Below are 25,686 nucleotides of genomic sequence, written 5' to 3' on the forward strand. Positions count from 1 at the left end.
CCGGTGATAGGTGTCTTTTGCGTCTGATCGTATCCACAATGAAGGACGAAGGTCCGTTCATCCTTGAATGGATCGCGCATTATCTTGCGCTTGGCTTCGACCATTTCATCATCAACAGCAACGATTGTTCCGACGGCACCGACCTCATCCTGCAGCGCCTGCAAGAGCTTGGGATCGTGACCCATATCGACAATCCGGGGCCCTGGGCTTTTGGCCCGCAGGCGAGCGCCTATCAGAACGCGATGGCGCATCCCAAATTCGCCGAGGCCGAATGGGTGCTGGTCTGCGATGCGGATGAGTTTCTCGATATCAAGGTCGGCGACCGGACAGTGGACGCGCTGATCGCGACGGCACCCAGAACCGACGTCTTCGCGCTCGTCTGGCGTCTTTTCGGTCACAACGGGATCGTCCGGTTCGAAGATCGCTTTATTACCGATCAGATGACCATGGCCGCCGCCGAACGCCAGATCTGGCCGCCGCAGGTGCGCGCAATCAAGTCGCTGGTGCGCATGAACCGCAAATACCGTGAAATCTCGACCCACCGTCCCAAACGCTTGCGGCCACGGTTCGCCGGGCGCGTGCGCTGGACCGATGGCGACGGCCAGCCGATGCCGGGATTCGATTTTCAGGGCTGGATGTTCAACCATGCTGGCATCGGCTTTGGCACAGCGAACGCGCGTATGAACCATTACGCGGTGCGCAGCATCGAATCCTATCTTGTCAAACGGATGCGCGGGGACGTGAACACGACATCCTTTCACGGCAAGATGGAAGAGACCGGGCAAAGGTACTGGCAATTGCATTGCTGGAACGTCGCCGAAGACCTGTCCATCCTTGGGACCCGCGACCGTCGGCAGGCGCAATATGACAGGCTACGGGCCGATCCGACATTGGCGCAATTGCACGACGGCGCCGTCGCCATCCACCGCGCGCGGATCACGGTATTGAACAAGACGCAACAAGCCATTGACTTTACAAGACAATATACAAATTATTCGACATCCAAGGTAACACTGCTCGCCGATGAGGCGCTGAGCGATCCGCGGATGACGATCAACCGGCAACACTTTGATCCGGCGACATTTCTACAAGCCTGCCAGCTTGCGCGGCTGGACGATATGCGTGTCCGGCTTGGGGCAGGGCGGCTGCCGTGGTTTGCCAATATGGATGCGCTTGAAACGGTGCGCGACCGCGAGATCGCAACGCAGATCGTCGCGGCCTATCATAGCGAAAAACCGTCCTTTGCGGCTCTGCCGCCCTTGCCGGATGATGTGATCGCTGCGGTCGACGCGCCACAGCCCGATCGAACGCCGCGGGCGATCCGGTCATCCAAAGCGCGCCAGCGGTTTCTGAATGGCATATCCGGCAAGAACCGCACAACATGGCTGCTGGTCGGCGCGTCTGACGGGGATGTGCTTGATGACCTGCTGCAACGTCTTGAAATCGAAACGCTTTTCGTGATCGAGCCGTGGGGGATCCGCCCGACGGAAATGGTCGTCGACACGCCTGAAACCGACGACAGCCGCAAAGCGCTCGACACAGTATATCTTGCGACGGTTCTGCGCCACCAGGTCGCGATAAAGACCGGACGACTGCGGATATTCCGGTCCTTGCCGCAATGGATCGTCAGGTTGCTGGATGATGCGACGTTGGACGTATGTTTCGTGAACGGTGCCCGCAAGCCCCGCGCGACGCAGGTATTGCTGGACCAGCTTGCGCCCAAGCTGAAGCCCGCCGGTCTGATCGTGGTGAACAGCTACCGCGCAGCGGATACGCGCGGGCGCGGGACCATCGAGGCGATACACAACTTTGTCGGTGCGGCGTCGGCGACATGGCGGATCATGGCAGTCGAGGATGGCCATATCGCAATGGAACTGCTTGAAAAAACAGATGATTAAGCGATAAGACGCCAATAGCGCAATCGCTCCTAGTTAACATAATACTGATTATGCGCCATTTGCATCCCAAGTGGAACGCGCCAGCGTCACACCCTACCTGGCATCGGACACATAGGACGTCCGGTCGCCTTTCGGGCGCGCCTCTTCGGGCATGACACCGGTAACCAGATAGATCACCTGTTCGGCCATGTTGGTTGTCAGATCGCCCATCCGTTCGATGTTCTTGGCCATGAAATGCAGATGCATGCAGGCCGTGATGTTGCGCGGGTCTTCCATCATGAAGGTGAGGAATTCGCGGAACAGCGCGTTGTACATCTGGTCCACCTCCTGATCGCGCTGGCGCACATCCTCGGCCAGTTCGGCGTCGCCGCGCACATAAGCGTCGAGCGTGTCTTTCAGCATCGCCTCCACCTCGCGGGCCATGCGGCGCAAGGCGGCGTCGGACCCGCTGACCGGCGGCATTTCGACAAGGACGCTGGTGCGCTTGGCGATGTTCTTGGCATAATCGCCGATCCGTTCCAGCGACGCGGCCAACCGCAGCACGGTCAGGATGGCGCGCAGGTCCTTGGACACCGGCGCGCGCAACGCAATGGTGCGTGCGGCTTCGTCGTTGATCTGTTCTTCCAGCGCGTCGATCGCCTTGTCGCCCTTGCGGACTTCTTCTGCGAGTTCGACATCGCGGTCGGCCAGCGACCGCGCGGCTTTCATGATTGCATCTTCGACAAGCCCGCCCATCTTCACGATCAATGTCGTGATCGTCTCCAGATCACGGTCATATGCCGAAGAGATATGGTCGTTCATCGCGGTCTCCTGTCAGGTCAGATCAGCGGCCTAGCACGGCCACGCCCTGCCTATGTGTCAGACAGGTAAATGTTTTATGACAAAGACTCCACCGGCAAAAACACCGACACTTTGGTGCCCTGCCCCAGTTCGCTTTCGATCAGCAGACGGCCGCGGTGGCGGTTGACGATATGCTTGACGATGGCAAGGCCAAGCCCCGTGCCGCCGACCTCGCGCGAGCGGTGCGTATCCACGCGGTAAAATCGTTCGGTCAGCCGCGCGATATGATGCGACGCGATCCCGTCGCCCTTGTCGGCGACACTGATCTGGACACCCTGTCCGCGCAGACGCAGGTGATTGACCGGCGCCTCCAGCGTCACAACGATTTCCTTGCCGGACGCCCCGTATTTTATGGCGTTCTCGATCAGGTTGGCAAAGACCTGCGTCAACTGCCCGGCATCGCCGGGGACCTGCAAGGTATCGCTGTCACGCACAAGCCGGACCGTCACATCGGCGGCGGCGGCCTGCGGTTCCAGCCCCTTGATGACCGATCCCAAAAGCCCGCATAATTCGACCTGTTCGCGCGGGCGCACGCGCTCGTCCTCTTCGACGCGGCTCAACGACAAAAGATCATCGACAAGCCGCGTCATCCGCTCCGCTTCATGCGCCATGATCCCCAGAAACCTTTCGCGTGCTTTCGCGTCGTCACGCGCCGCCCCGCCCAGCGTTTCGATGAAACCCAGCAAGGCCGTCAGCGGCGTGCGCAATTCATGGCTGACATTGGCCACAAAATCGCGCCGCATCTTGCCGACGTCTTCGGCGGCGCTCTGGTCCTCGAAGGACAGGACAATGTCTTGTCCGGCCAGCGCGATATGCACCAGATACGGCGTGTCCTTGTCACGATCCCGCGACACGAACCGGACGCTGGCCGCCGCCCCCTGCGCCCGCGCCCGTGCGATGGCGTCGATGACCACGGGCTGCCGCAGGGCGGTGATGTGGTGCTTGCCGATCAGATCACGGCCCAGAACCGCCTCGAGCGGAGGATTGATCGCGCGAATCCGGTCGTCCGAGCCAATGACGAGCACCGGCAAAGGAATAGCGGCGATCAGGGACAGGACGGTGTCGGACAAGGCAAGACCTTTCATGCGGTTTGTCCCGTGTAGTGGGGTCTTGGCCCGGTGCAGGCAAGACTAAATGTCGCAGGCTCAGTCTGTACTACACGTTCTGGCTGAATATGTTACATCTATACACGGTTGTGTGGTTACGGGGTAGAATGACATGAACGCGACCTGCGATACGGTGAAGAGTGACCCTGACCTCGCGCAGGTGAACAACGTCAGAATGCTGGTCGTCGGTGACGTGACCCGGTGGCAGGCCTGCGGACAATTGCGCGGGGTGCCTGCGGGATGTGTCTATGTCGATATCGCCCAACTCGATCCGATCAAGATCCTGCAATATGACCCCGATCTGGTGCTGTCGCCGCTTGTGTCGGACGGATTTGACGCGTTCGATGTGGCCGAAAAACTGGGGGCCGTCCAATTTCGGGGGATGTACCGCGTCGTCGCCAACGACCTGCCCGATGCCGAGATCATCCGCCGTGATATCCGTGCCGCAGCACCCAATCTTGATTTCGACCTGCTGGTGCTGCCGCGGATTGCAGCACCTTAGATCGCACGCAGGCTCTGGCGGAACCGCAGCGCGTTTTTCTGATAATGCAGCGCCGAGGCTTGCAGCGCAGCGATGGCCGCCGCGTCAAGCTGGCGCACAACCTTGCCGGGTGTCCCCATGACCAGCGATCCATCGGGGATCACCTTGCCTTCGGTCACCAGCGCCCCTGCCCCGATCAGGCAATTTTCGCCAATGACCGCCCCGTTCAGAATGGTCGCGCCCATGCCGATCAGGCTGTTGGCCCCGATGGTGCAGCCATGCAGCATCGCCTTGTGACCAATGGTGCAGCCTGCACCGATCACCAACGGATAGCCCATGTCGGTATGCAGCACAGAATTTTCCTGAATATTGGTCCCTTCGCCGACCCGGATCATTTCGGTATCGCCGCGCAGCGTACTGCCGAACCAGACCGAGGATTTCGCGGCCAGTTCCACCCGCCCGATCACGAAACAGCCGGGTGCGACCCAGGCATCATCCGCGACCACGGGTTCCAGATCGCCAAGCGCGTAAAGGCTCATGTCAGTTCTCCGAATTGGGCTTGCAGGCTGCGCACATGATCCACCAGTTGTGGCTGCTGACTGCGGCGCAGGCGTTCGGCGCTGATGATGGTTTTCAGCGCGGCCTCTGTCGCGTCGATGTCGTCGTTTACCAGGACGTAATCATATCCGTCCCAATGGCTGATTTCATCCCAGCTTTTCTGCATCCGCTTTTCGATCACGTCTGGCGCGTCCTGCCCGCGTGTGACCAAGCGGCGGTGCAGTTCGGGGATCGACGGCGGCAGGATGAAGATCGACAGCACATGCGGGCTGAGGCTGGAATTGCTGATCTGCTGCGCGCCTTGCCAGTCGATATCGAACAGCACATCGCGGCCGTCCTCGATGGCGGCTTGCACGGGGGTTTTGGGCGATCCGTAGTAATTGCCGAACACCAGCGCATGTTCCAGCATGTCACCCGCCGCGACCTGGCCTTGAAAATCGTCCTTGGTGACAAAGTAGTATTCGCGTCCGTCGACCTCGCCTGCGCGCGGGGCGCGTGTGGTGGCGGAAACGGAAAACCGCAACGTCTCGTCCCATTTGCGCAAACGGCCTGCCAAAGTGGATTTCCCCGCACCCGAAGGCGAGGACAGGATGATCAAAAGGCCCCGCCTTTGCATGGCTTACTCCACATTCTGAATCTGTTCGCGCATCTGTTCGATCACCGCCTTGAGATCAAGGCCGATCGCCGTTAGCGCGCTGGACTGTGCCTTGGAACACAGGGTGTTGGCTTCGCGGTTGAATTCCTGCGCCAGAAAATCGAGCTTGCGGCCCGCCGGCGCGTCCTGCGCCAAAAGCGTCTGCGCGGCAGCAACATGGGCGCGGAGGCGGTCAATTTCTTCGGTGATGTCGGATTTGACGGCGATCAGCGCCAATTCCTGTACGATACGGGCGGGGTCGGCGTCGGGGGCGCTGTCTGTCACCTTGGCCAAGGCGGCCGCCAGCGCCGCGCGCTGCTGTGGCGCGCGGTCTGCCGCAGCCGCTGCGGCCAGATCGGTCAGTTCCGCGATCCGCGCCAGTTGTGCGGTCATGACAGGGTGCAGCGCCGCACCTTCGGCGTCGCGCATCTGTTGAAAATCGGCCAGAAGGGCGCTGAAATCCTGCGTCAGTGCGGCAACCAACGCGGTGCTGTCGTCATCCGCCGTCGCACCAACCAAGACGCCGCGCTGTGCCAGCACATCCGCCGCCGTCGGTTGCGCCAGCGTCACCCCCATCGCAAAAGCGCGGTCCTGTACGGTTTCCAGCGCTTGCAGGACGGCGGTCAATTGCGCCGCGTTCACCTGCACGCCGCTGCCCGCCTCGTCGCGGGTCAGCCGCAGATTGACACTGACATTGCCACGCGCCAGACCCGCCATAGCCTGCGCCCTGACCGCCTGTTCCAACCCTTCAAGACCATCGGGCAGGCGCAACCGCAAGTCCAGCCCACGCCCGTTGACCCCGCGCATGTCCCAAACCCACGATACCACCCCCAGATCACCTGTGCGGCTGGCAAAAGCGGTCATGGAACGGATCATTGCGGCACCTCTTGCTGGTCCCGTTCCCTTACGGGAAAACCTTGGCTTGGGGCAACCCTGCGATCGCGCACCATTAACCCGTTAACACTTTGTTAAGTGAATCCATGGGTAAATCGCGGTAGGGTGGAACCTGTGTAACAAGTGTCCGCCCACCAATGGGGCGATGTCAACAAGGTCGAGGTTTCCATGTCCATCTATCACGACAGTCCCGATGCGCGCCGACACGGCCTGCCCGGTGCCGATTGTCCCATTTTGCACAGTCTTGAAAACTACTGGCATTCGCTGCGTCATGCCCGGCACATCCCCGCGCGCAATGATGTCGCACCGCATATGATCGATGCCGCCCTGCCGCATGCCTTCATTTTGCAACGGGTCGCGCCGGGTGTTGCGCGGATGCGGGTCGCGGGGCAAAAGATCCACGACCTGTTGCGCATGGATGCGCGCGGCATGCCGATCAGCGTCCTGTTCGGGCCTGACAGCCGCGACAGCCTGCGTGACCTTGTGGAAACAGCCTTTACCCAACCGGCAATCGTCGCGGCGAGCCTGCTTTCCGCAGGCCAGATGTTCCGCCCAGCGCTGCCCGCCACAATCCTGATGCTGCCCCTGCGCGACGAAAAGGGCGCAACAAGCCGCGTTCTTGGCGCGCTGGTCTGCGAAGGCATGACCGGCAACCGGCCACGCCGTTTCGATCTGGCACCCGGCAGGCTGGTGCGGATCGACAGCCTTGCCATCAATCTGGCCAGCAGCCAACCCGCCCCCGCGCAAATGCAAAGGCCGGACGCAGAACGCCCGGCCTTGCGCTTGGTCGTCGATAACGGCTGATCAGCTGGCCTTGGCCTGTGACAGCTTGTTGCGCCGTGCCGACAATTCCTCGGCCACCAGAAACGCCAGTTCCAGCGATTGCGACGCGTTCAGGCGCGGATCGCAGGCGGTGTGATAGCGGTCGGACAGATCCTCGTCCGTGACCGCGCGCACGCCGCCGGTGCATTCGGTCACGTCCGCGCCCGTCATCTCGAAATGCACACCGCCGGGGATCGTTCCTTCGGCATTGTGGATAGCGAAGAATTCTTTCACCTCGCGCAGCACGCTTTCGAACGGGCGGGTTTTGTAGCCCGAAGACGACTTGATCGTGTTGCCGTGCATCGCGTCACAGGTCCAGACGACGTTCGCGCCTTCTTCCTGCACCGCGCGGATCAGCCGTGGCAGATGTTCGCCCACCTGCCCTGCGCCAAAGCGCGCGATCAGCGTCAGACGGCCCGGTTCGTTGTCGGGATTGAGCGAGGCCATCAGCGCCTTGAGATGCCCCGATGTCATCGACGGGCCGCATTTCAACCCGATCGGGTTCAGCACGCCCTTGCAGAATTCCACATGCGCGCCGTCGGGCTGGCGGGTGCGGTCGCCGATCCAGATCATGTGGCCCGATCCCGCCAGCCATTTGCCGGATGTGGAATCGAGACGGCACAAAGCCTCTTCATATTCCAGCAGCAAGGCTTCGTGGCTGGTGTAGAAATCCACCGTCTGCAATTCGTGGTTGGTTTCCGTCGACAGCCCCGCCGCCTGCATGAAATCCAGCGTGTCGCTGATCCGGCTGGCCATGTCGGAGTATTTCTTGACCTCGTTGGCATCGGTGAAGCCAAGCGTCCATTTGTGGACCTCGTGGACATTGGCGAAACCACCTGTGGAGAAAGCGCGCAGCAGGTTCAACGTTGCCGCCGCCTGAAGGTACGCCTGCAACATACGGTCGGGGTCGGGGTTGCGCGCCTCTGGCGTGAAATCGAACCCGTTGATGATATCGCCGCGGTAGCTGGGCAGTTCCACGCCGTCGAACGTCTCGGTCGGGGCGGATCGCGGTTTCGCCATCTGGCCCGCCATGCGGCCGACCTTGACCACCGGCACCTTGGCGCCATAGGTCAGCACCATCGCCATCTGCAACAGCACCTTGAACGTGTCGCGGATGCCGTTGGCGGAAAATTCGGCAAAGCTTTCGGCGCAATCGCCGCCCTGCAGCAAAAACGCCTCGCCGCGGCTGACGGCGGCCAGTTGCTTTTTCAGCTTGCGGGCCTCGCCTGCAAAAACCAGCGGCGGATAGCTCGCCAGACGCGCCTCGACAGCCGACAGCGCGGCGGCGTCGGTATAGTCGGGCATCTGGATGCGTGGCTTTTTGCGCCAGTCCGTTTTCTGCCAGTCGGTCATGGTCTTGCTCCATCCTTTGCGGTAACGCTGGGCGGTATACCCTGCACCGCAGGCAAGGCCAATCCGAAACTGTGCGGTCCTTGCCGAATTGACGTTTGCCCCTTGTCGGGGGTGGCGAAAACTGGTGAGGTTCTGCGATACATGACCCAGAGTAAGACTTTATGAGCCAAGCCCCCCAGATCATCGACGTCGGACCAGTCGGCAAACCCCGCCGGTTCGTGTTCGTGTTGATGGACCAGTTTACCATGCTTTGCTTTGCCTGTGCGGTCGAAAGCCTGCGCATCGCGAACCGGACGGCGGGCAAGACGCTGTATGACTGGACCATCATCGGCGATGGCGGCGAGGTGGCGACCTGCTCCAACGGCTGCGCGTTCAAGCTGGAATCGGACCTTATCGAACTGGACCGTGACGACACGATCATGCTGTGCGGCGGGATCGACGTGCAAAAGGCCACGACCAAGCGCGTGCTGAACTGGCTGCGCCGCGAGGCCCGGCGCGGTGTGACCGTCGCAGGCCTGTGCACGGCAGGCTATGCGATGGCCAAGGCGGGCCTGCTGGACGGCAAGCGCGCGACGATCCACTGGGAAAATCAGGACAGTTTCATCGAGGAATTCGAAGAGGTCACGCTGACCAAATCGGTGTTCGTGGTGGACGGCAACCGGATCACCACGGCGGGTGGGACGGCCTCCATCGACCTGATGCTGAAACTGATCGCCGATCACCATGGCGAGGAACTGGCCAATGCGGTCGCCGATATCCTGATCTATTCCTCGATCCGAACCGATCAGGACACGCAGCGCCTGTCGATCCCGACGCGCATCGGCGTGCGGCATCCCAAGCTAAGTCGCGTGATCCAACTGATGGAAAACAATATCGAAGAGCCGATCAGCCCTGCCGTGCTCGCCCGCGATGTCGGCATGTCCACGCGGCAGCTGGAACGCTTGTTCCGCCGCTATTTGTCGCGCAGCCCGAAACGGTACTACATGGAACTGCGCCTGCAAAAGGCGCGCAACCTGCTGATGCAGACCGATATGACGGTGATCAACGTCGCACTTGCCTGCGGTTTCGCGTCACCGTCGCATTTTTCCAAATGCTACCGGTCGCATTACGACACCACGCCTTATCGCGAACGCGGCAGCCATGCCGCACGCCTGTCGGTCTGACCGGATCGCTTCGGATGGGGATCAAACCGGCAAAGATCGCCTTTGGCCTTGCCGCCATCGCGGGGATCGGTGCCGCGTTCTATGGCAAGATCACCGACAGCGTTCCGATCATGCTGGGCGCGCTGGCGCTGATGGCGCCGCTGCTTGCGATCAAATATCTGGCAGGGCGCAAACGCCCTCTGCCCGCGCCCCAGCCCGTGCGCGAACCCGTCCTGCCCCCTGCCCCTGACGAGGTGTATCTGGCCCATGCCGCGCTGAACGATCTAGACACGGGCGAGGCTTTTGCCACGCGGATCAACGCCATCGCGCCAAAGGCCAAGCTGCCACTGCTTGGCCCGACAGATCTGGCGCGGCTGGCCGCGATCATCGACGCGCGCAAGCGCAAGCAGGACAGCTTTCGCATGGCGCCACCCGTGGCACTGGTCCGGCAGGCGCGGCGCGGTGTCGATATCACGCGCGACGGCACCAGTTGGCTGGGCGGCCTGCCCGCGCTGGGCGCGCAGGACTGGCCGCGTGCGCCGAACGGTGTGCCGCTGCATCATCTGGCGCAGATCGACCTTGGCGCGCTGCCTGCCGATCATCTGCCCCCCGAAGCCCCGCGCGCAGGCAGTCTTTGCTTTTTCCTCGGAACCGCAAAGGCCAACGCGGATCGCCACAAGGTGCTGTATGTCCCGCAGGGTATTCACAGCCCGACGCCTCTGCCGCGCGATATGTCAGCCCTTTTCGAGGGTCCCGACTGGGGATACCACATCACCGGCCACACGATCGAAGATGCGCCGCGCGCCTTTCCGCGTTGGCCTGTGTCCTGCCACCCGCTGCCCCTGAACCACGATGACGGCGCAGCCGCCATGGCGCAGGCCTTTCCTGACAGCAAAGGCGGGTTTCTGGATGCCGACAGCTATGCAAAGGCGGCCCCCGCGCTCGCGCGCGCATGGCTGTGGGATACAGCGCAGCGGGTGGTCAATTCGCTGGTTCTGGCCGAAGAGGAAATACCCAAGACGATCGCGGACGGGCGCAAGCGCGTTGCGGATTTCGGCGAAAGATATGCCGCCGAACTTGCCTTCATGATCGAAAACGAGGCCGCCTTCCGCCGCTATGTGCAGGCCGCGCGGCAGTGGGTGGCGGGACGGGATCCGTTCACACCGATGGCCCCCGATGACATCGCCCTTTTGGAAACGCTCTTCGCCCAGATCAAGACGCCGCAGAACCGCCTGCCGAGTTTCGCATTGTTCTACCGCTATTCGCGCGGGCACATGAACCGGCTGCGCGATGCGCGCAACGCCACGCTGATGACGCTGGCACGGGGTGAACCGGCGGTCTACGACCTGCTGCCCGAGGTGGTGAAGGCCGATCTTGATACATGCCGCCGCATGCCGTCGCCGGGCCGGTGGCACCAGATGTTCGGCCTCGGCACCGAGGTACAGAGCGCCGTCAGTGATCACGCCTATGATCACCTTTTGCTCCAAGTGCAGTCCGACCCGCTGATGCAGTGGATGTGGGGCGACATGGGCGTGATCCAGTTCTGGATCAGCACCGATGATCTAGCCGCACGGCAGTGGGACAGGGTCATGCTGACCGTCGAAAGCCACTGACGCAGGCGTTTCACGTTCCGATTGCACGCGGGCCAAATTCCCCCGATGATCCCCGTCTAAAGGCCAATCGCCTTTTCGTTCCCGCTTTCCTTTTGGAAACAGCCTGCTAATCTGCGCTGCAGGATAAAAAGTCCGATTAAGGGAGACGACAATGAAAAAACTGATGATGGCGACAACCGCCATGACGTTGATCGCTGGCGGCGCATTCGCGCAGGACGTCAAGATTGGTGTTGTTCTGGGCTTCACCGGCCCGCTGGAATCGATCACGCCCGCAATGGCTGCCGGTGCCGAACTCGCCATGGCCGAAGTCACGGAATCCGGCCTGTTGCTGGATGGCGCGACCGTCACCTCTGTCCGCGCGGACAGCACCTGCATCGACGCAAGCGCCGCGACAGCCGCAGCCGAACGTGTCGTAACCTCTGACGGTGTGACCGCGATCATGGGTGCCGATTGTTCCGGCGTGACCGGCGCGATCCTGCAGAACGTCGCGCGCCCCAACGGCGTCGTGATGATTTCGCCATCCGCGACATCGCCCGGCCTGTCCACGGCAGAAGATGACGATCTGTTCTTCCGTACAGCGCCATCCGACGCACGTCAGGGCGTGATCATCACCAACATCCTGCAAGACCGCGGGTTCAACACCGTGGCCGTGACCTATACCAACAACGACTATGGCAAGGGTCTGGCCGACGCGTTTCAGGCTGAATTCGAGGCTGCCGGCGGCACCGTGACGATCTCTGCGGCGCATGAAGACGGCAAGGCCGATTATTCCGCCGAAGTCGGCGCATTGGCCGCTGCCGGTGGTGAGGTGCTGGTGGTTGCCGGTTACGTCGATCAGGGCGGGTCCGGTGTGATCCGTGCAGCGCTCGACACCGGGGCGTTCGACACGTTCTACCTGCCCGATGGCATGGTCGGATCGGTCCTGAACGACCGTTTCGGTGCTGAACTGAACGGGTCCTTCGGCGCCTACCCCGGCACCGACAGCCCGGGTGCGGCCCTGTTCGTCGACATGGCCGAGGCGGCCGGTTTTGACGGCACCAGCGCCTTTGCGCCTGAATCCTATGATGCGGCAGCGCTGATCATGCTCGCGATGGCCAAGGCTGGCTCGGCAAGCTCTGCTGACTTCAACGATCATGTCTTCGACGTCGCCAACGAACCGGGCGAAGTGATCTATCCCGGTGAATTGGCCAAGGCGCTGGAACTGATCGCCGCAGGCACCGACATCAACTATGAAGGTGCCTCTGCGGTGGAACTGATCGGACCCGGTGAATCCGCTGGCAATTATCAGGAAATCGAATTCGCCGATGGCGTCTATTCCACCATCGGGTTCCGTTGATCTGACCGGATCATGACCTAGACGGCGCGGGGCCAGCCCCCGCGCCGTTTTTCAAAGCAAGACGGGCGATAACGCCCGCGCGCGGGGAGCGAAAATGATCGTCGTTGAAAATCTGGTGAAAACCTTCGGTGGTTTTCGCGCTGTCGATGGCGCAACCTTGCGCATCGAACAGGGCACGATTACTGGCCTGATCGGGCCCAATGGTGCCGGAAAAACAACCCTGTTCAATGTGATCGCGGGCGTTCTTCAACCGACGTCGGGCCGCGTGACGATGATGGGCGAAGATATCACAGGTCTGCCGCCCCACGAGTTATTCCACAAAGGCTTGCTGCGCACGTTTCAGATCGCGCATGAGTTTTCGTCGATGACAGTGCGCGAAAACCTGATGATGGTCCCGGCCGGCCAGTCGGGCGAGACGCTCTGGAACGCATGGTTCGGCCGCAAGCGGATCGCGGACGAGGAGCGCGCGCTGCGCGCCAAGGCCGACGAGGTCATCGAATTCCTGACCATCGAACATCTGAAAGACGAACGCGCGGGCAACCTGTCGGGCGGGCAGAAAAAACTTCTCGAACTGGGCCGCACGATGATGGTCGACGCCAGGATCGTCTTTCTGGACGAGGTCGGTGCCGGTGTGAACCGCACCCTGCTGAACACCATCGGCGATGCGATCATCCGTCTGAACAAGGAACGGAACTATACGTTCGTCGTGATCGAACACGACATGGATTTCATCGAACGCCTGTGCGATCCGGTCATCTGCATGGCCGAAGGGCATGTGCTGGCCGAAGGCACGCTGGCGGAAATCAAGGCCAATGAGCAGGTGATCGAGGCCTATCTCGGCACCGGGTTGAAAAACAAGGACAAGGTAGCTGCGTCATGAAATTCCTGCTGACCATCCTGCTGGGGGCCGTGATCGGCTCTGCCGGGACCTTCTATTACATTTACCTGAACCACGCCGATGTCACCGAACAGGCGTTGATGCGCGACACGCTGACTGGCTACCTGCCGTTTCTGGCGGAGTATGTGAACCCGTGAGCGAACCTTTCCTGATTGGCGACACCATGACCGGCGGTTATGGTAAAGGTCCTGATATTCTGCACGGCTGTACGATCGCTGTCGAAAAGGGCGAAATCGCCGTGATCGTCGGCCCGAATGGTGCAGGCAAATCCACCGCGATGAAGGCCGTGTTTGGCATGCTGAACGTGAACAGCGGTGCCGTGCGGCTGGATGGCGAAGATATCACCCACCTCACCCCGCAACAGCGCGTGGTCAAGGGCATGGGTTTCGTGCCGCAGACGTCCAACATCTTTACCTCGATGACGGTCGAGGAAAATCTCGAAATGGGCGCTTTCATCCGCCGGGACGATTTTCGGGACACGATGGCGCAGGTCTATGATTTGTTTCCGATCCTCAAGGAAAAGCGCCATCAGGCCGCGGGCGAACTGTCGGGTGGACAGCGCCAGCAGGTCGCCGTGGGGCGCGCGCTGATGACGAAACCCAAGGTCCTGATGCTGGACGAACCGACCGCAGGCGTCAGCCCGATCGTGATGGACGAGCTTTTCGACCGCATCATCGAAGTGGCCCGCACCGGAATCCCGATCCTGATGGTCGAACAGAACGCGCGCCAAGCGCTTGAAATCGCGGACAAAGCCTATGTGCTGGTGCAGGGGCGCAATGCCCATACCGGCACGGGCAAGGAATTGCTGGCCGATCCCGAAGTCCGCCGCAGCTTTTTGGGGGGATGAGCGTTCAAATGTTATGGATGGTAAAAGGCTCTCTGCTCGTTTTGACTGTGTCGTTCGGAGCATCCGCGTGGGCCGACAATTGTACACTTGCCTTGATTTGCGACACCGATACAACCTGTGGTCCCAACGAAATGCGGTTGGAATGGTCCGGTGATGTTGCGGACGGTGTTACAATTGATGGGGTTGCATACGCTACCAACTTGATGAGCGATCCTACCGCGATGGGAGAGATACGGACCAGCACGGCAAATTTTCAAGTAAGGATGTCCGGGCCGATGGTAACCGTCTTGAGAGACCAGCAGACCATACTGATAACCCCTGCTGAAACGCAGGGCGACGTCACGGTAAACCTGCTTGAGATCCCGAAGCGCTACGTTGACTACGACGAAGCAATGAAAAATAGACAGGTCTTTGCCGGTCATTGCGAGGGACTGTTCTAATGGATGCTATCAACGCCTTTGTGGTGCTTGCCAATTTCGTCATTGTGCCGGGGCTTGCCTATGGCGCGCAGCTTGCCTTGGGCGCGCTTGGTGTCACGCTGATCTACGGGATCTTGCGGTTTTCCAACTTTGCCCATGGCGATACCATGGCTTTTGGCACCGCGATCACGATCATCGGCACCAATGCCCTGATCGCGGCAGGCATCACCTTTGGCCCGCTGCCCACCGCGCTGATCGCCCTGCCTCTCGGGATCGCGGTCACTTGTCTGCTTCTGCTTGGCACCGACTGGGCGGTCTATAAATTCTACCGCACCAAGAAAGCCGCCCCCGTCATCCTTGTGATCGTGTCGATGGGCGTGATGTTCATCATGAACGGCGTCGTGCGGTTCATCATCGGCGTGGGTGACATCAATTTCGCCGATGGCGAACGGTTCGTCATCACCGCACGCGGGTTCCGCGAGGCGACGGGTCTGGCCGAAGGGCTCGCGATCCGCACCACGCAGGTCATCACCGTCGTCGTGGCCCTGATCGCCATGGCGTTGCTGTTCTGGTTCCTCAACAAGACCCGCACCGGCAAATCCATGCGCGCCTTTTCCGATAACGAGGATCTGGCGCTGCTGTCGGGCATCAATCCCGATTGGGTAGTCAAGGTGACGTGGATGATCGTTGCGGCATTGGCCACGACGGCGGGCGTGCTTTATGGCCTCGATAAATCCTTCAAGGCCTTTACCTATTTCCAGCTGCTGTTGCCGATCTTTGCCGCGGCCATCGTGGGCGGGTTGGGCAGCCCCTTGGGCGCCATCGCAGGCGGGTTCGTCATCGCCTTCAGCGAGGTCACCGTGACCTATGCATGGCGGCGCGTCGTGGCTTACCTTGTCCCCGAGGATATGGCGCCAGAGGGTCTCCTCCAGCTTATGTCGACCGACTATAAATTCGCCGTCAGCTTTGCGATCCTGATCGTGGTCTTGCTGTTCAAGCCGACCGGCCTGTTCAAAGGGAAATCCGTATGAACCCCGCTATCCGCACCCCGATGCTGTTCGGTTTCGTCGCTGTCCTGATGATCGGCACGGGGATCGTGCAGGGCTGGAACTCGGCGCTCTTGATCCTGAACATGGGGCTGATATCCGCGATCATGGCGCTGGGCGTCAACCTGCAATGGGGTTTTGCGGGATTGTTCAACATCGGCGTTATGGGTTTTGTGGCACTTGGGGGCCTGGCCGCTGTGCTGATCTCGACCCCGCCGACCGAGGGCGCATGGGCCGCCGGTGGCTGGAATATCGTGATCGGGCTTCTGCTTGGGGCGGCAACCGTGGTCGGTGCCATCCTTGCGCAAAGCCGGATGGCTGCAGGGCGCCTGCGCACACTGACGACGCTGGGCATTCTGGTCGCAGGTTTCTTCGTCTACCGCGCTGTTTTCGATCCGGGTGTCGATGCCATCGAAGCGATCAACCCCTCTGTCAGCGGCAATATCGGCGGTCTGAACCTGCCCGTGCTGCTGTCTTGGCCTGTGGGTGGCCTGCTGGCGGCGGGTGCCGCCTGGATCATCGGCAAGACAGCACTTGGCCTGCGGTCCGACTATCTGGCCATCGCGACGCTGGGCATCGCAGAAATCATCATCGCGGTGCTGAAAAACGAGGACTGGCTGTCGCGTGGCGTCAAAAACGTGATCGGCCTTGACCGGCCCGTCCCGTTCGAGATCGAGTTGCAGCAGGACCCCACCTTCGTCCAACGTGCAGTGGGCCTTGGGCTTGATCCGGTGACGGCCTCGGGCATCTATACCAAACTGGCCTATTCGGCACTGTTCGTGGTCGTTCTGCTGATCTTGCTCTGGATGGCGCAGATGGCGCTGAAAAGCCCGTGGGGCCGCATGATGCGCGCGATCCGCGACAATGAAACCGCCGCCCGCGCGATGGGCAAGGATGTGACCGCACGGCATTTGCAGATCTTCATCCTTGGCTCGGCCATCTGCGGGATCGCGGGCGCGATGATGACCACGCTGGATGGGCAGTTGACGCCCGGCAGCTATCAGCCGTTGCGCTTTACCTTCCTTGTCTGGGTCATGGTGATCGTCGGCGGGTCGGGCAACAATTTCGGCGCGGTGCTGGGCGGTATCCTGATCTGGTGGCTATGGGTGCAGGTGGAACCGATGGGCCTTGCGCTGATGAACCTGTTGTCAAGCGGGCTGGAAGACGGCAGCGCCTTGCAGACACGGATGATCGACGCCGCTGCCCATATGCGCCTGCTGACCATGGGCCTTTTGATGCTGATCGTGCTGCGGTTCAGCCCGCGCGGGCTGATCCCCGAACGCTGACTTGTTCTTGGCCCCCGCCTTGATAGAAAGGCGGGGGAATTGAATGGGGTAATGCATGATCACGCTGTTTCGCTGGGCTGTCCGACTGACCACTGCGCTGATCGTGCTGGTGGTCGCGGCCGGTGTTCTGGCCTGGTATTTCGCCACACGGTCCCTGCCCGATTACAATGCTACGGCAGAGGTCGCGGGCATCACCGCCCCTGTGGAAATCGTGCGCGACAACGCCAATGTGCCGCATATCTTCGGGGCGACGGACGCGGATGTGTTCTTTGGCCTTGGCTATGCCCATGCGCAGGACCGGCTGTGGCAGATGACGATGCTGCGCCGCACCGTGCAGGGGCGGTTGTCAGAGCTTTATGGCACCCGCACCCTTGGCATCGACGAGGTGCTGCGCCGCTATGATCTTTATAGCGCCGCCTCCATGTCTGTCGCGGCACAGGACGACCGGACGTTGGCCGCGCTGACGGCCTATGCCGATGGGGTGAACACATGGCTGGAAGAGGTGAACAAAGGCGCATTGGGCCGGGGCGCCCCCGAGATGTGGCTGTTCAACCATCCGATCGCCCCATGGCAACCCGCTGATTCCATCGCGATCCTGAAGCTGATGGCGCTGCAACTGACCTCATCGCTGGAAAACGAGGTGCTGCGCGCGCGTGTGTCGCTGGTCGTCAGCCCCGACCGGCTGCGCGATATCCTGCCCGATGATCCGGGCAGCGGTGTCGCGGCCCTGCCGTCCTTCGCAGAACTTGTGCCCGGCGTCGCGCCGAACCAGCCCAATACGCGCATCGCCTATGACCCGTTGATGCCGGTGCCGCCGCGCGCCTTTGCGGGTGCATCGAACGCCTGGGCCGCCAATGCCACACGGTCGGCGACAGGATCGACCCTGCTGGCCAATGACCCCCATCTGGGGCTAACGGCGCCCAGCATCTGGTTTCTGGCGCGGCTCGAACTGGCAGACGGCGGCGTGATCGGTGGGACCATTCCCGGTCTGCCCGTGATCCTGACAGGCCGCAGCGCCAATCTGGGCTGGGGGCTGACCACGGCCAATGTCGACGATCAGGACGTGTTTCTGGAAGAGGTGAACCCCGCCAACCCCGAGGAATACCGTGGCCTTGACGGCTGGCAAAGGTTCCGCAGCCGCGACAGTATCATCACCGTCAAGGACGCGCCCGCCGTCACGATCCGCCTGCGGTGGACAGACAACGGCCCGGTGATGCTACGCGACCAGTTCGATCTGGGCACGATCACGCCCCCCGGCCATGTCACTGCCATCGGCTGGACTGCGCTGTCGCAGGCGGACACGTCGATGTCGGCGGCCATGGCGCTGATGCGCGCGCGCAATGTGGATCAGGCGATCGAAGCCGGCGCATTGCACGTGGCCCCCGCGCAGAACATCACGCTGGCCGACCGTAACCGCGTGGCGATGCAGACGATTGGTGCCATGCCGATGCGCGATGCGGGTCATCAAAGCCAGGGGCGCTATCCCAGTTTCGGATACCTGCCGGAAAACCGCTGGCAGGGCATGTTTCCCTATACGGAAAACCCGCGTTTCGTGAACCCCGACGGCGGGATCGTCGGCAATACAAACAACAAGATGATCGACCGCCCCTTTCCGCGCCACGTGTCCTTCGACTGGGGCGACACGCAGCGCGTGATCCGCTGGCGGCGGTTGATGCAGGCGCGCGAGGTGCATACCCGCGACAGTTTCATCGAAGCGCAGCTTGATACCGTCAGTTTCACCGCGCGCACCCTGCTGACCTTCATGGGGGCCGATCTGTGGTTCACCGGCGATGCAGCACCTGACGGCACGCCCGAACGACGCCGCCAGATCGCGCTCGAACTGCTGGCCGCGTGGAACGGCGAGATGAACGAACATCTGCCCGAACCGCTGATCTATGCTGCCTGGGCGCGGGCATTTCAGGCGCGGGTGATCCGCGATGAACTGGGGCCGCTGGCCGCCGAATTCACCCATCTTGACCCTGTCTTTCTGGAACGGATTTTTCGCGACATCGACGGCGCTTCTGTCTGGTGCGACGTGATCCAGTCCGCCCCGGTCGAGACCTGTTCCGATATCGCCCGTCAGGCGCTGGACGAGGCGCTGATCTGGATCAGCGAAAACCACGGGCCTGCTGTCGAAGCCGTCCGCTGGGGCGATGCGCATGAGGCGACGCATGACCATCCGGTGCTGGGCACGACCCCGATTCTCAGCTGGATCGTCAATATCCGCCAATCCACCAGCGGGGGTGACAATACGCTGATGCGCGGGCGGACCCGCGGCACCGGCCCTGCCCCGTTCCAGAACGTGCATGCAGCGGGCTATCGCGGCGTCTATGATTTTGCCGATCCCGACAGTTCGGTATTCATTTCACCAACCGGGCAATCGGGGCACCCGCTGTCGCGCTATTACGACAACCTGGGTGAATTGTGGCGGCGCGGCGAATATATCCCGATGTCACTGGACCCGGATCTGGCCCGTGCGGCGGCGGTGGGTGTCACGACGCTGGTGCCGGTGGAGAGTTCGGAATAGGACTTTCTGGCCTCCGGCGGGGATTACGGTGAATTGTGAAACAATTCACCGCGCTCGGAAGATGATCAGAGGCGGTTGAACCGTTCCTGCTGCAATGCTGTCCACAGCACCGTCATGCGGTAACCGTCTTCGGTCTGCTGGTCGTCGGTGACGATGCCGGCCTCGAACAGCCAGGCGCGTTTGCGCCCTTCTGCAAAGGTCAGGGTCAGGACAACCTCTGAGCGCGGGTCTTTCAGCTTTTCAGGGATCGCGGCCAGAAGCGCGGGCATCCCTTCGCCCGTCAGCGCGGAGACAGCGAAAAGATCATCGGTGCGCGCGGCCTGATTGACGCGGCCTTCATAGGCCTCGCCTTGCAGCAGATCGACCTTGTTCCAGACCTCGATCAGCGGCGCGTTTTCGGCGACACCGAGTTTTTGCAGGATCGCCATGACATCGCGCGCCTGTTCTTCGGTCTGGTCGTGGCTGATATCGCGGATATGCAGGATCAGGTCGGCGTCCAGCACTTCCTCTAACGTCGCGCGGAAGGCCGCGACCAGTTCGGTCGGCAGGTCGGAAATGAAACCCACCGTGTCGGACATGATCACCTCGTCGCCCGTGGGCAGGGTGATCTTGCGCATCGTGGGGTCGAGTGTCGCGAACAGCATGTCCTTGGCCAACACATCCGCACCGGTCAACATGTTGAACAGCGTGGATTTGCCAGCGTTGGTATAGCCCACAAGCGCGACGATCGGGAACGGCACCTTGGCGCGGGACGCGCGATGCAGCGCGCGGGTCTTGCCCACCTTTTCCAGCTGGCGGCGCAGGCGCACCAACTGGTCGTCGATGGCGCGGCGGTCGGCCTCGATCTGGGTTTCACCCGGACCGCCGACAAAACCAAGCCCGCCACGCTGGCGTTCAAGGTGGGTCCAGGCCCGCACCAGCCGCGTGCGCTGATAGGACAAGGCCGCCATTTCGACCTGCAACACGCCTTCGGAGGTGCGGGCACGGTCGCTGAAAATCTCGAGGATCAGGCCGGTCCGGTCCAGCAGTTTGACCCCCCAGGCCTTTTCAAGGTTGCGCTGCTGCACGGGTGTGACGGGGCCATCGACCAACACCAGTTCGACCTTGGCCTCGGCAAAGGCCAGGCGCAATTCCTCGATCTTGCCTTTGCCAAAGAGCTTGCCCGCGTGCAGTTTGGGCAGGCGTACGATATCGGCACCGACCACGTCAAGGTCGGGCAAAGCAGCGGCCAGCGCCACCGCTTCGGCCAGCGCGGGCACGGGGGCACGGCGGCTGTGGTCGGATTTCAGTTCCGGGTGCAGCACCCAGGCCCGCGTGACGGGCTTGTCGTGTTCTAGCAAAGCTATTCTTCGCCTTCATATAGACTGATAGGCTGCGCCGGCATGATGGTGGAAATCGCGCTTTTGTAGACAAGCTGAGATTGACCATCGCGGCGCAGCAGCACGCAGAAGCTGTCAAACCAGGTGATCACCCCCTGCAATTTGACACCGTTGACCAGAAAGATCGTGACAGGAACCTTGGTCTTGCGGACATGGTTCAGAAACGCATCCTGCAGATTTGCTTTATCGGCGGCCATGACGACACCCTTTTTTTGTTCTTGCGGCCGCAGACCGGCCCCCCGTATCACGCGCAGTATGTCGTGCCGCCCAAAGAGTTTCCAGCCCCAAAAAACAACCGCTTGCCACCTAGCGTTGCCAGATCTCGGGGTTGAAGAGCGCAATGATCGCCAGCGTCTCGAGCCGCCCAAGCACCATCGCACCGGCCAGAATGATCTTGGCAGCCTCTGGCAGGGCGGCATAAGAGATCGGGCTTTCGGCGGCGACAACGGCCAAGGGCCCGGTCGTCGACAAGGACGCGACAGTCAGCACCATGCCGGTCTCGAACGGCACGCCGGTCAGCGACAAAAGCAGCATGACGGCCGCGATGCTGAGCGCGAACAGCATGAAGAAAACCCATGAAATATAGGCACCTTGCCTGCGGATACGGCGTGCATCGCGCCCACCGCCACCCACGGACGAAGGCGACAGCAGCCGTTCCTGTTCGCGTTCCAGGTGCCGGAACAGGGCGTAGATCCGCAAGAGCTTGACCCCGCCTGCGGTCGTGGCGACCCCGCCGCCGATCAGCGCCAGCCCGATCAGGAACAGCCCCGGCGTGGACAAGCGCGACCAATCCGTCGCCTCGCCCCAGAATTGCGATTCAAAGCCGGTCGTCGTCAGGAAGGACGTCACGGTGAACAGCGTTCCCCAGAACGCGATCAGCATATCCGGGACGCCGAATGATGCATTAATGTCAGTATTCGCGAAAAAATGGCGCAGGAACAGCGCCGATGTCGCCAAGCCGATCAACACAACAGCGGTCATGAACTCGGGGTCGCGCCACAGCCTTTGGTTGCGTTCTTCGGCCAGCCCCTGAGAGAAGGTCAGCCGCGACAATGCAAAGACGAAAAAGGTGAAGATCAGCACTTCGCCCAGAAACCCGGAGGCCGCGAAATAAAGCCCGCCGATGGGCGTGATTCCCGAGGTCGACAGGACCGCCATCGCATGCGCAAGCGCGATATACGATCGTTCGCCAAGCATCATCAGCCCGATCCACAACACGAGTGTCAGCCCCATATAGACCGGGGTCAGCGCCAGCGTGTACCGCAGCAGCCGCTCGGACGGGTCTGCGACAGCGCCAATCTGGGTGAAGGTGCCCGTCGTGCCGCGCCCGACCGCGGCGGTGGCCCGCACCTCGAAGCCGCCAAGGTTCATCGGGGCGAAAATCGACACTGCCGTGATCCAGACCAGCAGCCCGCCCAACCAGCCAACCGTCGACCGCCACAGATGCTGCGACGCGGTCACGTCGTCGCCGCCTTCGTAGACGGTGGCGCCCGTGGTGGTAAAGCTCGACACCATTTCGAACCAGGCATCCAGAAAGGTCGTGTCGCCGACCGCCTCGTAGAACGGGACCGCAAACATGAGCGGCAGCACGGAAAACGCTGCAAGTAGCCCGATCAACTGGCTGCGTGCCACGTTCCCCGGCGCATAGCCCGACATCGTCAGCCCGATCAGCAGCGTCAGGACCGAGAACAGGATGAAACCGTAGAAAAACACCCGCATGGTGGTGAAATCCTCGACCACGGCGGCATGGGCGGCGGGCAGCAGCATTGCGATGGCGCCCAGCCCCATCAATACCACGAAAAACGGAAGGCGGATGATCCACTGCATCAGAAAAAGTCGATCGAGACCTGCAAGAGCCGTTCCACCTCTGGAACATCGGCAGCCATGGCGAAAATGGCGATGACATCGCCTTCCTCGATCCTTGTGTCGGCGGTGGGGCGGATCACTTTGCGTTCCTTCATCATGCCACCGATCAGCGTGCCTTCGGGGAAATCGATATCCTTGATCTTCTGGCCTGCGATGGGCGATGTGCTCAGGACCTGCGCCTCGATCACCTCGGCCTCGGCGTCGCCGATGGAATAGACGTTGCGCACGCGGCCATGCCGGATATGGCGCAGGATCGAACTGACCGTGGTGGCGCGCGGGTTGATATAGGCGTCGATATCAAGCGGGCCCATCAGCGGCACGAGCGTCGGGTCATTGACCAGACAGATCGCCATGGCGCAGCCCATTTCCTTGGCGCGGACCGAGGCAAGCAGGTTCGTCTTGTCGTCATCGGTCACCACAAGCACCGCATCGGCATTCAATATTCCCGCCTCGTCCAAAAGCGCCGTGTCCAGCCCGTCACCATGCAGCACGATGGTCCGGTCCAGCGTGTCAGCCGCGCGTTCGGCGGCGACGCGGTCCTTTTCGATGACCTTGACGCGGACCCGTTCGGAGCGCGCCTCCAGCGCCAGCGCGACACCAAGGCCGACATTGCCGCCACCGATGATGACGATCCGTTCCTGTTTCGACTGCGTCTTGCCAAAGATTTCCAGCGTGCGGTTCAAATCCTCGGTATGGGTGAACAAATAACATTCATCGCCCGCGAAAATCTGGTCCTCTGCCGATGGGACGAACAATGTCCCGTCGCGGCGGATACCCACGACGATGGCGCGCAGCGTTGAAAACAGGTCGGTCAATTGCCGCAGCGGCGTGTTGATGACAGGGCAATCATCATCGATCGTGATCCCCAGAAGCTGGGCACGCCCGTCAAGGAAACTTTCGGTGTCAAATGCCGCTGGCGCGGCGAGGCGCTGCAACGCGGCCTCGGCCACCTCGCGCTCGGGCGAGATCACGACGTCGATCGGCAGATGATCCTTGCGATACAGATCACCGTAGGCGGGTTCCAGATAGGTCTGCGCGCGCAGGCGGGCGATCTTGCGCTGCACGGCGAATACCGAATGGGCGACCTGACAGGTGACCATGTTTACTTCGTCCGAATAGGTCGCGGCGATGATCATGTCCGCATCCCGCGCCCCTGCCCGTTCCAGCACGTCAGGGTGGCTGGCAAAGCCCGTTACACCCTGCACATCCAGCGTGTCGGTCGCGCGGCGCACCAGTTCGGGGTTGTTGTCCACGACGGTGACGTCGTTCTTTTCGCCCGACAGATGGCGCGCGATCTGCCAGCCGACCTGACCCGCGCCGCAAATGATGACCTTCATGCCAGCCCGCCGTCGACATAGGCGACGCGGCCGCCCGATTTCGTCGTCGTGACCACCCCCAGCGATTTCAGTTTGCGGTGCAGCGCCGACCGTTCCATCCCGACAAAAGACGCCGTACGGCTGATATTGCCGCCGAAACGGTTGATCTGCGTCAGCAGGTATTCGCGTTCGAACAATTCGCGCGCCTCGCGCAAAGGCAGCGTGGCCAGCCCGCCCGCCAGCACGATCCGGCCGGTGTCGTCGGTGTTTTCCTCGGTCGAGGGCAGTTCGCGGGCGGATATGTCACCGCGACTTTCGCCAAGGATCAGAACGCGTTCCATCACGTTCTTCAACTGTCGCACATTGCCCGGCCAATGCATCGTCTGCAACAGTGCGCGCGCATCATCGGCCAGCTTGCGCAAGGGCAGCCCTTGGGCGGTATTGAACTGCGCAATGAAATGATCGGCCAGCACGGGAATATCCTCGCGCCGTTCTTCCAGCGACGGCACGGCGATCGGCACGACGTTCAGGCGATGATAAAGCTCCTGCCGGAACACGCCCGCAGCAATGGCCGCCGACAGGTCGCGGTTGGTGCTGGAAATGACGCGCAGATCGACTTGCACCTTGTCGGTCCCGCCCACGCGCTGGAATCGCTGGTCTACCAGCACTCGCAGAATTTTAGACTGCGTTCCCAAGGGCATATCGGCCACTTCGTCGAAATAGATCACACCGCCATTCGCCTCTTCCAGCAGGCCGGGTTCCACCCCGCGGCCCGCATCCTCGCGGCCGAACAGCACCTCCTCCATGCGGTCGGGCGCGATGGTGGCGGAACTGACAGTCACAAAAGGCGCATTGGCGCGCGCGGAATTGGCATGGATATAGCGCGCGGCGATTTCCTTGCCCGATCCGGCGGGTCCGGTCAGCATGACACGCCCGTTCGATTTCGTGACCTTGTCGAGCTGCGATTTCAGCATCCGGAACGCCGCACTTTCGCCGATCATCTCGGCGCTGGCGCTTTCGCCGCGCTTGAGTTCGCTGTTTTCACGCCGCAGCCGCGAAGTTTCCATCGCGCGCCGGATCACAACCATCAACTGGTCGATGTTGAACGGCTTTTCGATGAAGTCATAGGCGCCCTGTTTGATCGCCGCGACCGCGATTTCGATATTGCCATGACCGGAAATGATGACGATCGGCACTTCGGGATAGTCGCGCTTCACGGCTTTCAGGATATCGATCCCGTCCATGTTGCTGTCTTTCAGCCAGATATCGAGGATCATCAGCGCGGGGACCTCGGATGCGATCTGCGCCATACATTCGTCGGATGTGCCCGCCAGCCGCGTGGTAAAGCCCTCGTCGCGCAGGATATCAGAGATCAATTCCCGGATATCGCGTTCGTCGTCTGTGATCAGGATATCGCCCATATCG

Annotated in this window: 24 protein-coding genes; 13 read left to right on the forward strand and 11 right to left on the reverse strand. The window is 61.6% G+C overall.

Features of this window, described 5'->3' with window-relative positions:
* The first annotated feature begins 38 nt into the window (after positions 1–38).
* On the forward strand, positions 39–1,898 hold the full coding sequence (locus tag H147_RS20230; protein ID WP_019953687.1) for a glycosyltransferase family 2 protein: 1,860 nt from the start codon (positions 39–41) through the stop codon (positions 1,896–1,898).
* Positions 1,899–1,991: 93 nt separating this feature from the next.
* On the opposite strand, the gene phoU is transcribed toward H147_RS20230, so the two are convergent.
* Positions 1,992–2,699: a phosphate signaling complex protein PhoU gene (phoU, locus tag H147_RS0102135; RefSeq protein ID WP_019953688.1), complete on the reverse strand. Its 708-nt coding sequence runs from the start codon at positions 2,697–2,699 to the stop codon at positions 1,992–1,994.
* A 74-nt stretch (positions 2,700–2,773) separates the two neighbouring features.
* A complete protein-coding gene (locus tag H147_RS0102140) occupies positions 2,774–3,823 on the reverse strand; it encodes a sensor histidine kinase (RefSeq protein WP_019953689.1) in 1,050 nt (349 codons plus the stop codon).
* Between the two features lie 133 nt (positions 3,824–3,956).
* On the opposite strand from H147_RS0102140, the gene H147_RS0102145 reads away from it, so the two are divergent.
* Entirely contained in the window at positions 3,957–4,346 is a 390-nt protein-coding gene (locus H147_RS0102145; protein ID WP_019953690.1) for a hypothetical protein, read from the forward strand.
* On the opposite strand, the gene H147_RS0102150 is transcribed toward H147_RS0102145, so the two are convergent.
* Genes H147_RS0102150 through H147_RS0102160 form a run of 3 tightly spaced genes read right to left on the reverse strand, consistent with a single transcriptional unit; the run spans position 4,343 to position 6,381 of the window.
* Entirely contained in the window at positions 4,343–4,864 is a 522-nt protein-coding gene (locus H147_RS0102150) for a gamma carbonic anhydrase family protein (protein WP_019953691.1), read from the reverse strand. The genes H147_RS0102145 and H147_RS0102150 overlap by 4 nt on opposite strands.
* The gene (gmk, locus tag H147_RS0102155) at positions 4,861–5,499 is read right to left on the reverse strand and encodes a guanylate kinase (RefSeq protein ID WP_019953692.1); all 639 of its coding nucleotides are present in this window, start codon (positions 5,497–5,499) and stop codon (positions 4,861–4,863) included. Before gmk ends, H147_RS0102150 begins: the two co-directional genes overlap by 4 nt.
* A 3-nt stretch (positions 5,500–5,502) precedes the next feature.
* Positions 5,503–6,381 (reverse strand): YicC/YloC family endoribonuclease, encoded by an 879-nt coding sequence (locus H147_RS0102160; protein ID WP_245541091.1) that lies wholly within the window; start codon positions 6,379–6,381, stop codon positions 5,503–5,505.
* Between the two features lie 198 nt (positions 6,382–6,579).
* Here H147_RS0102160 and H147_RS0102165 point away from each other — a divergent pair, with 198 nt between their 5' ends.
* Positions 6,580–7,215, forward strand: a complete 636-nt coding sequence (locus H147_RS0102165) for a PAS domain-containing protein (RefSeq protein WP_043699297.1) — start codon at positions 6,580–6,582, stop codon at positions 7,213–7,215.
* Here H147_RS0102165 and H147_RS0102170 read toward each other — a convergent pair whose 3' ends face one another.
* Positions 7,216–8,586, reverse strand: coding sequence for a class II 3-deoxy-7-phosphoheptulonate synthase (locus H147_RS0102170; RefSeq protein WP_019953695.1), 1,371 nt, complete (start codon positions 8,584–8,586; stop codon positions 7,216–7,218).
* Positions 8,587–8,747: 161 nt separating this feature from the next.
* On the opposite strand from H147_RS0102170, the gene H147_RS0102175 reads away from it, so the two are divergent.
* The 10 genes from H147_RS0102175 (at position 8,748) to H147_RS0102220 (ending at position 19,700) form a co-directional block, all read left to right on the forward strand.
* Positions 8,748–9,749: a GlxA family transcriptional regulator gene (locus tag H147_RS0102175; RefSeq protein WP_019953696.1), complete on the forward strand. Its 1,002-nt coding sequence runs from the start codon at positions 8,748–8,750 to the stop codon at positions 9,747–9,749.
* A gap of 14 nt (positions 9,750–9,763) precedes the next feature.
* Positions 9,764–11,341 (forward strand): DUF1963 domain-containing protein, encoded by a 1,578-nt coding sequence (locus tag H147_RS0102180; RefSeq protein WP_019953697.1) that lies wholly within the window; start codon positions 9,764–9,766, stop codon positions 11,339–11,341.
* 151 nt (positions 11,342–11,492) lie between these two features.
* Positions 11,493–12,677 carry an ABC transporter substrate-binding protein gene (locus tag H147_RS0102185; protein ID WP_019953698.1) on the forward strand — a complete coding sequence of 395 codons (1,185 nt, stop codon included), beginning with the start codon at positions 11,493–11,495 and terminating at the stop codon, positions 12,675–12,677.
* Positions 12,678–12,771: 94 nt separating this feature from the next.
* Positions 12,772–13,557, forward strand: coding sequence for an ABC transporter ATP-binding protein (locus H147_RS0102190; RefSeq protein WP_019953699.1), 786 nt, complete (start codon positions 12,772–12,774; stop codon positions 13,555–13,557).
* On the forward strand, positions 13,554–13,712 hold the full coding sequence (locus H147_RS21130; RefSeq protein WP_019953700.1) for a hypothetical protein: 159 nt from the start codon (positions 13,554–13,556) through the stop codon (positions 13,710–13,712). The genes H147_RS0102190 and H147_RS21130 overlap by 4 nt, the downstream gene beginning before the upstream one ends.
* Complete coding sequence (locus H147_RS0102200; RefSeq protein ID WP_019953701.1) at positions 13,709–14,422, forward strand: ABC transporter ATP-binding protein; 714 nt, start codon at positions 13,709–13,711, stop codon at positions 14,420–14,422. Before H147_RS21130 ends, H147_RS0102200 begins: the two co-directional genes overlap by 4 nt.
* A gap of 203 nt (positions 14,423–14,625) precedes the next feature.
* The gene (locus tag H147_RS20900; RefSeq protein WP_162561616.1) at positions 14,626–14,862 is read left to right on the forward strand and encodes a hypothetical protein; all 237 of its coding nucleotides are present in this window, start codon (positions 14,626–14,628) and stop codon (positions 14,860–14,862) included.
* Positions 14,862–15,872: a branched-chain amino acid ABC transporter permease gene (locus tag H147_RS0102210; protein ID WP_019953703.1), complete on the forward strand. Its 1,011-nt coding sequence runs from the start codon at positions 14,862–14,864 to the stop codon at positions 15,870–15,872. Before H147_RS20900 ends, H147_RS0102210 begins: the two co-directional genes overlap by 1 nt.
* A complete protein-coding gene (locus tag H147_RS0102215; RefSeq protein WP_019953704.1) occupies positions 15,869–17,173 on the forward strand; it encodes a branched-chain amino acid ABC transporter permease in 1,305 nt (434 codons plus the stop codon). The genes H147_RS0102210 and H147_RS0102215 overlap by 4 nt, the downstream gene beginning before the upstream one ends.
* A 55-nt stretch (positions 17,174–17,228) precedes the next feature.
* On the forward strand, positions 17,229–19,700 hold the full coding sequence (locus H147_RS0102220) for a penicillin acylase family protein (protein ID WP_019953705.1): 2,472 nt from the start codon (positions 17,229–17,231) through the stop codon (positions 19,698–19,700).
* A gap of 65 nt (positions 19,701–19,765) precedes the next feature.
* Here the strand turns inward: H147_RS0102220 and hflX are convergent, their stop codons facing one another.
* The 5 genes from hflX to ntrX all read right to left on the reverse strand — a co-directional run bounded on the left by hflX (position 19,766) and on the right by ntrX (position 25,682).
* Complete coding sequence (gene hflX, locus H147_RS0102225) at positions 19,766–21,040, reverse strand: GTPase HflX (protein WP_026352174.1); 1,275 nt, start codon at positions 21,038–21,040, stop codon at positions 19,766–19,768.
* 2 nt (positions 21,041–21,042) lie between these two features.
* Positions 21,043–21,276: an RNA chaperone Hfq gene (gene hfq, locus H147_RS0102230; RefSeq protein WP_007204924.1), complete on the reverse strand. Its 234-nt coding sequence runs from the start codon at positions 21,274–21,276 to the stop codon at positions 21,043–21,045.
* A 109-nt stretch (positions 21,277–21,385) separates the two neighbouring features.
* On the reverse strand, positions 21,386–22,906 hold the full coding sequence (locus tag H147_RS0102235) for a TrkH family potassium uptake protein (protein ID WP_019953708.1): 1,521 nt from the start codon (positions 22,904–22,906) through the stop codon (positions 21,386–21,388).
* Entirely contained in the window at positions 22,906–24,282 is a 1,377-nt protein-coding gene (gene trkA / locus H147_RS0102240) for a Trk system potassium transporter TrkA (RefSeq protein WP_019953709.1), read from the reverse strand. Before trkA ends, H147_RS0102235 begins: the two co-directional genes overlap by 1 nt.
* Positions 24,279–25,682 carry a nitrogen assimilation response regulator NtrX gene (ntrX, locus tag H147_RS0102245; RefSeq protein WP_019953710.1) on the reverse strand — a complete coding sequence of 468 codons (1,404 nt, stop codon included), beginning with the start codon at positions 25,680–25,682 and terminating at the stop codon, positions 24,279–24,281. The genes trkA and ntrX overlap by 4 nt, the downstream gene beginning before the upstream one ends.
* Positions 25,683–25,686: the final 4 nt, after the last annotated feature.

The organism is Yoonia vestfoldensis DSM 16212, from assembly GCF_000382265.1.
Classification (GTDB): Bacteria; Pseudomonadota; Alphaproteobacteria; order Rhodobacterales; family Rhodobacteraceae; genus Yoonia; species Yoonia vestfoldensis.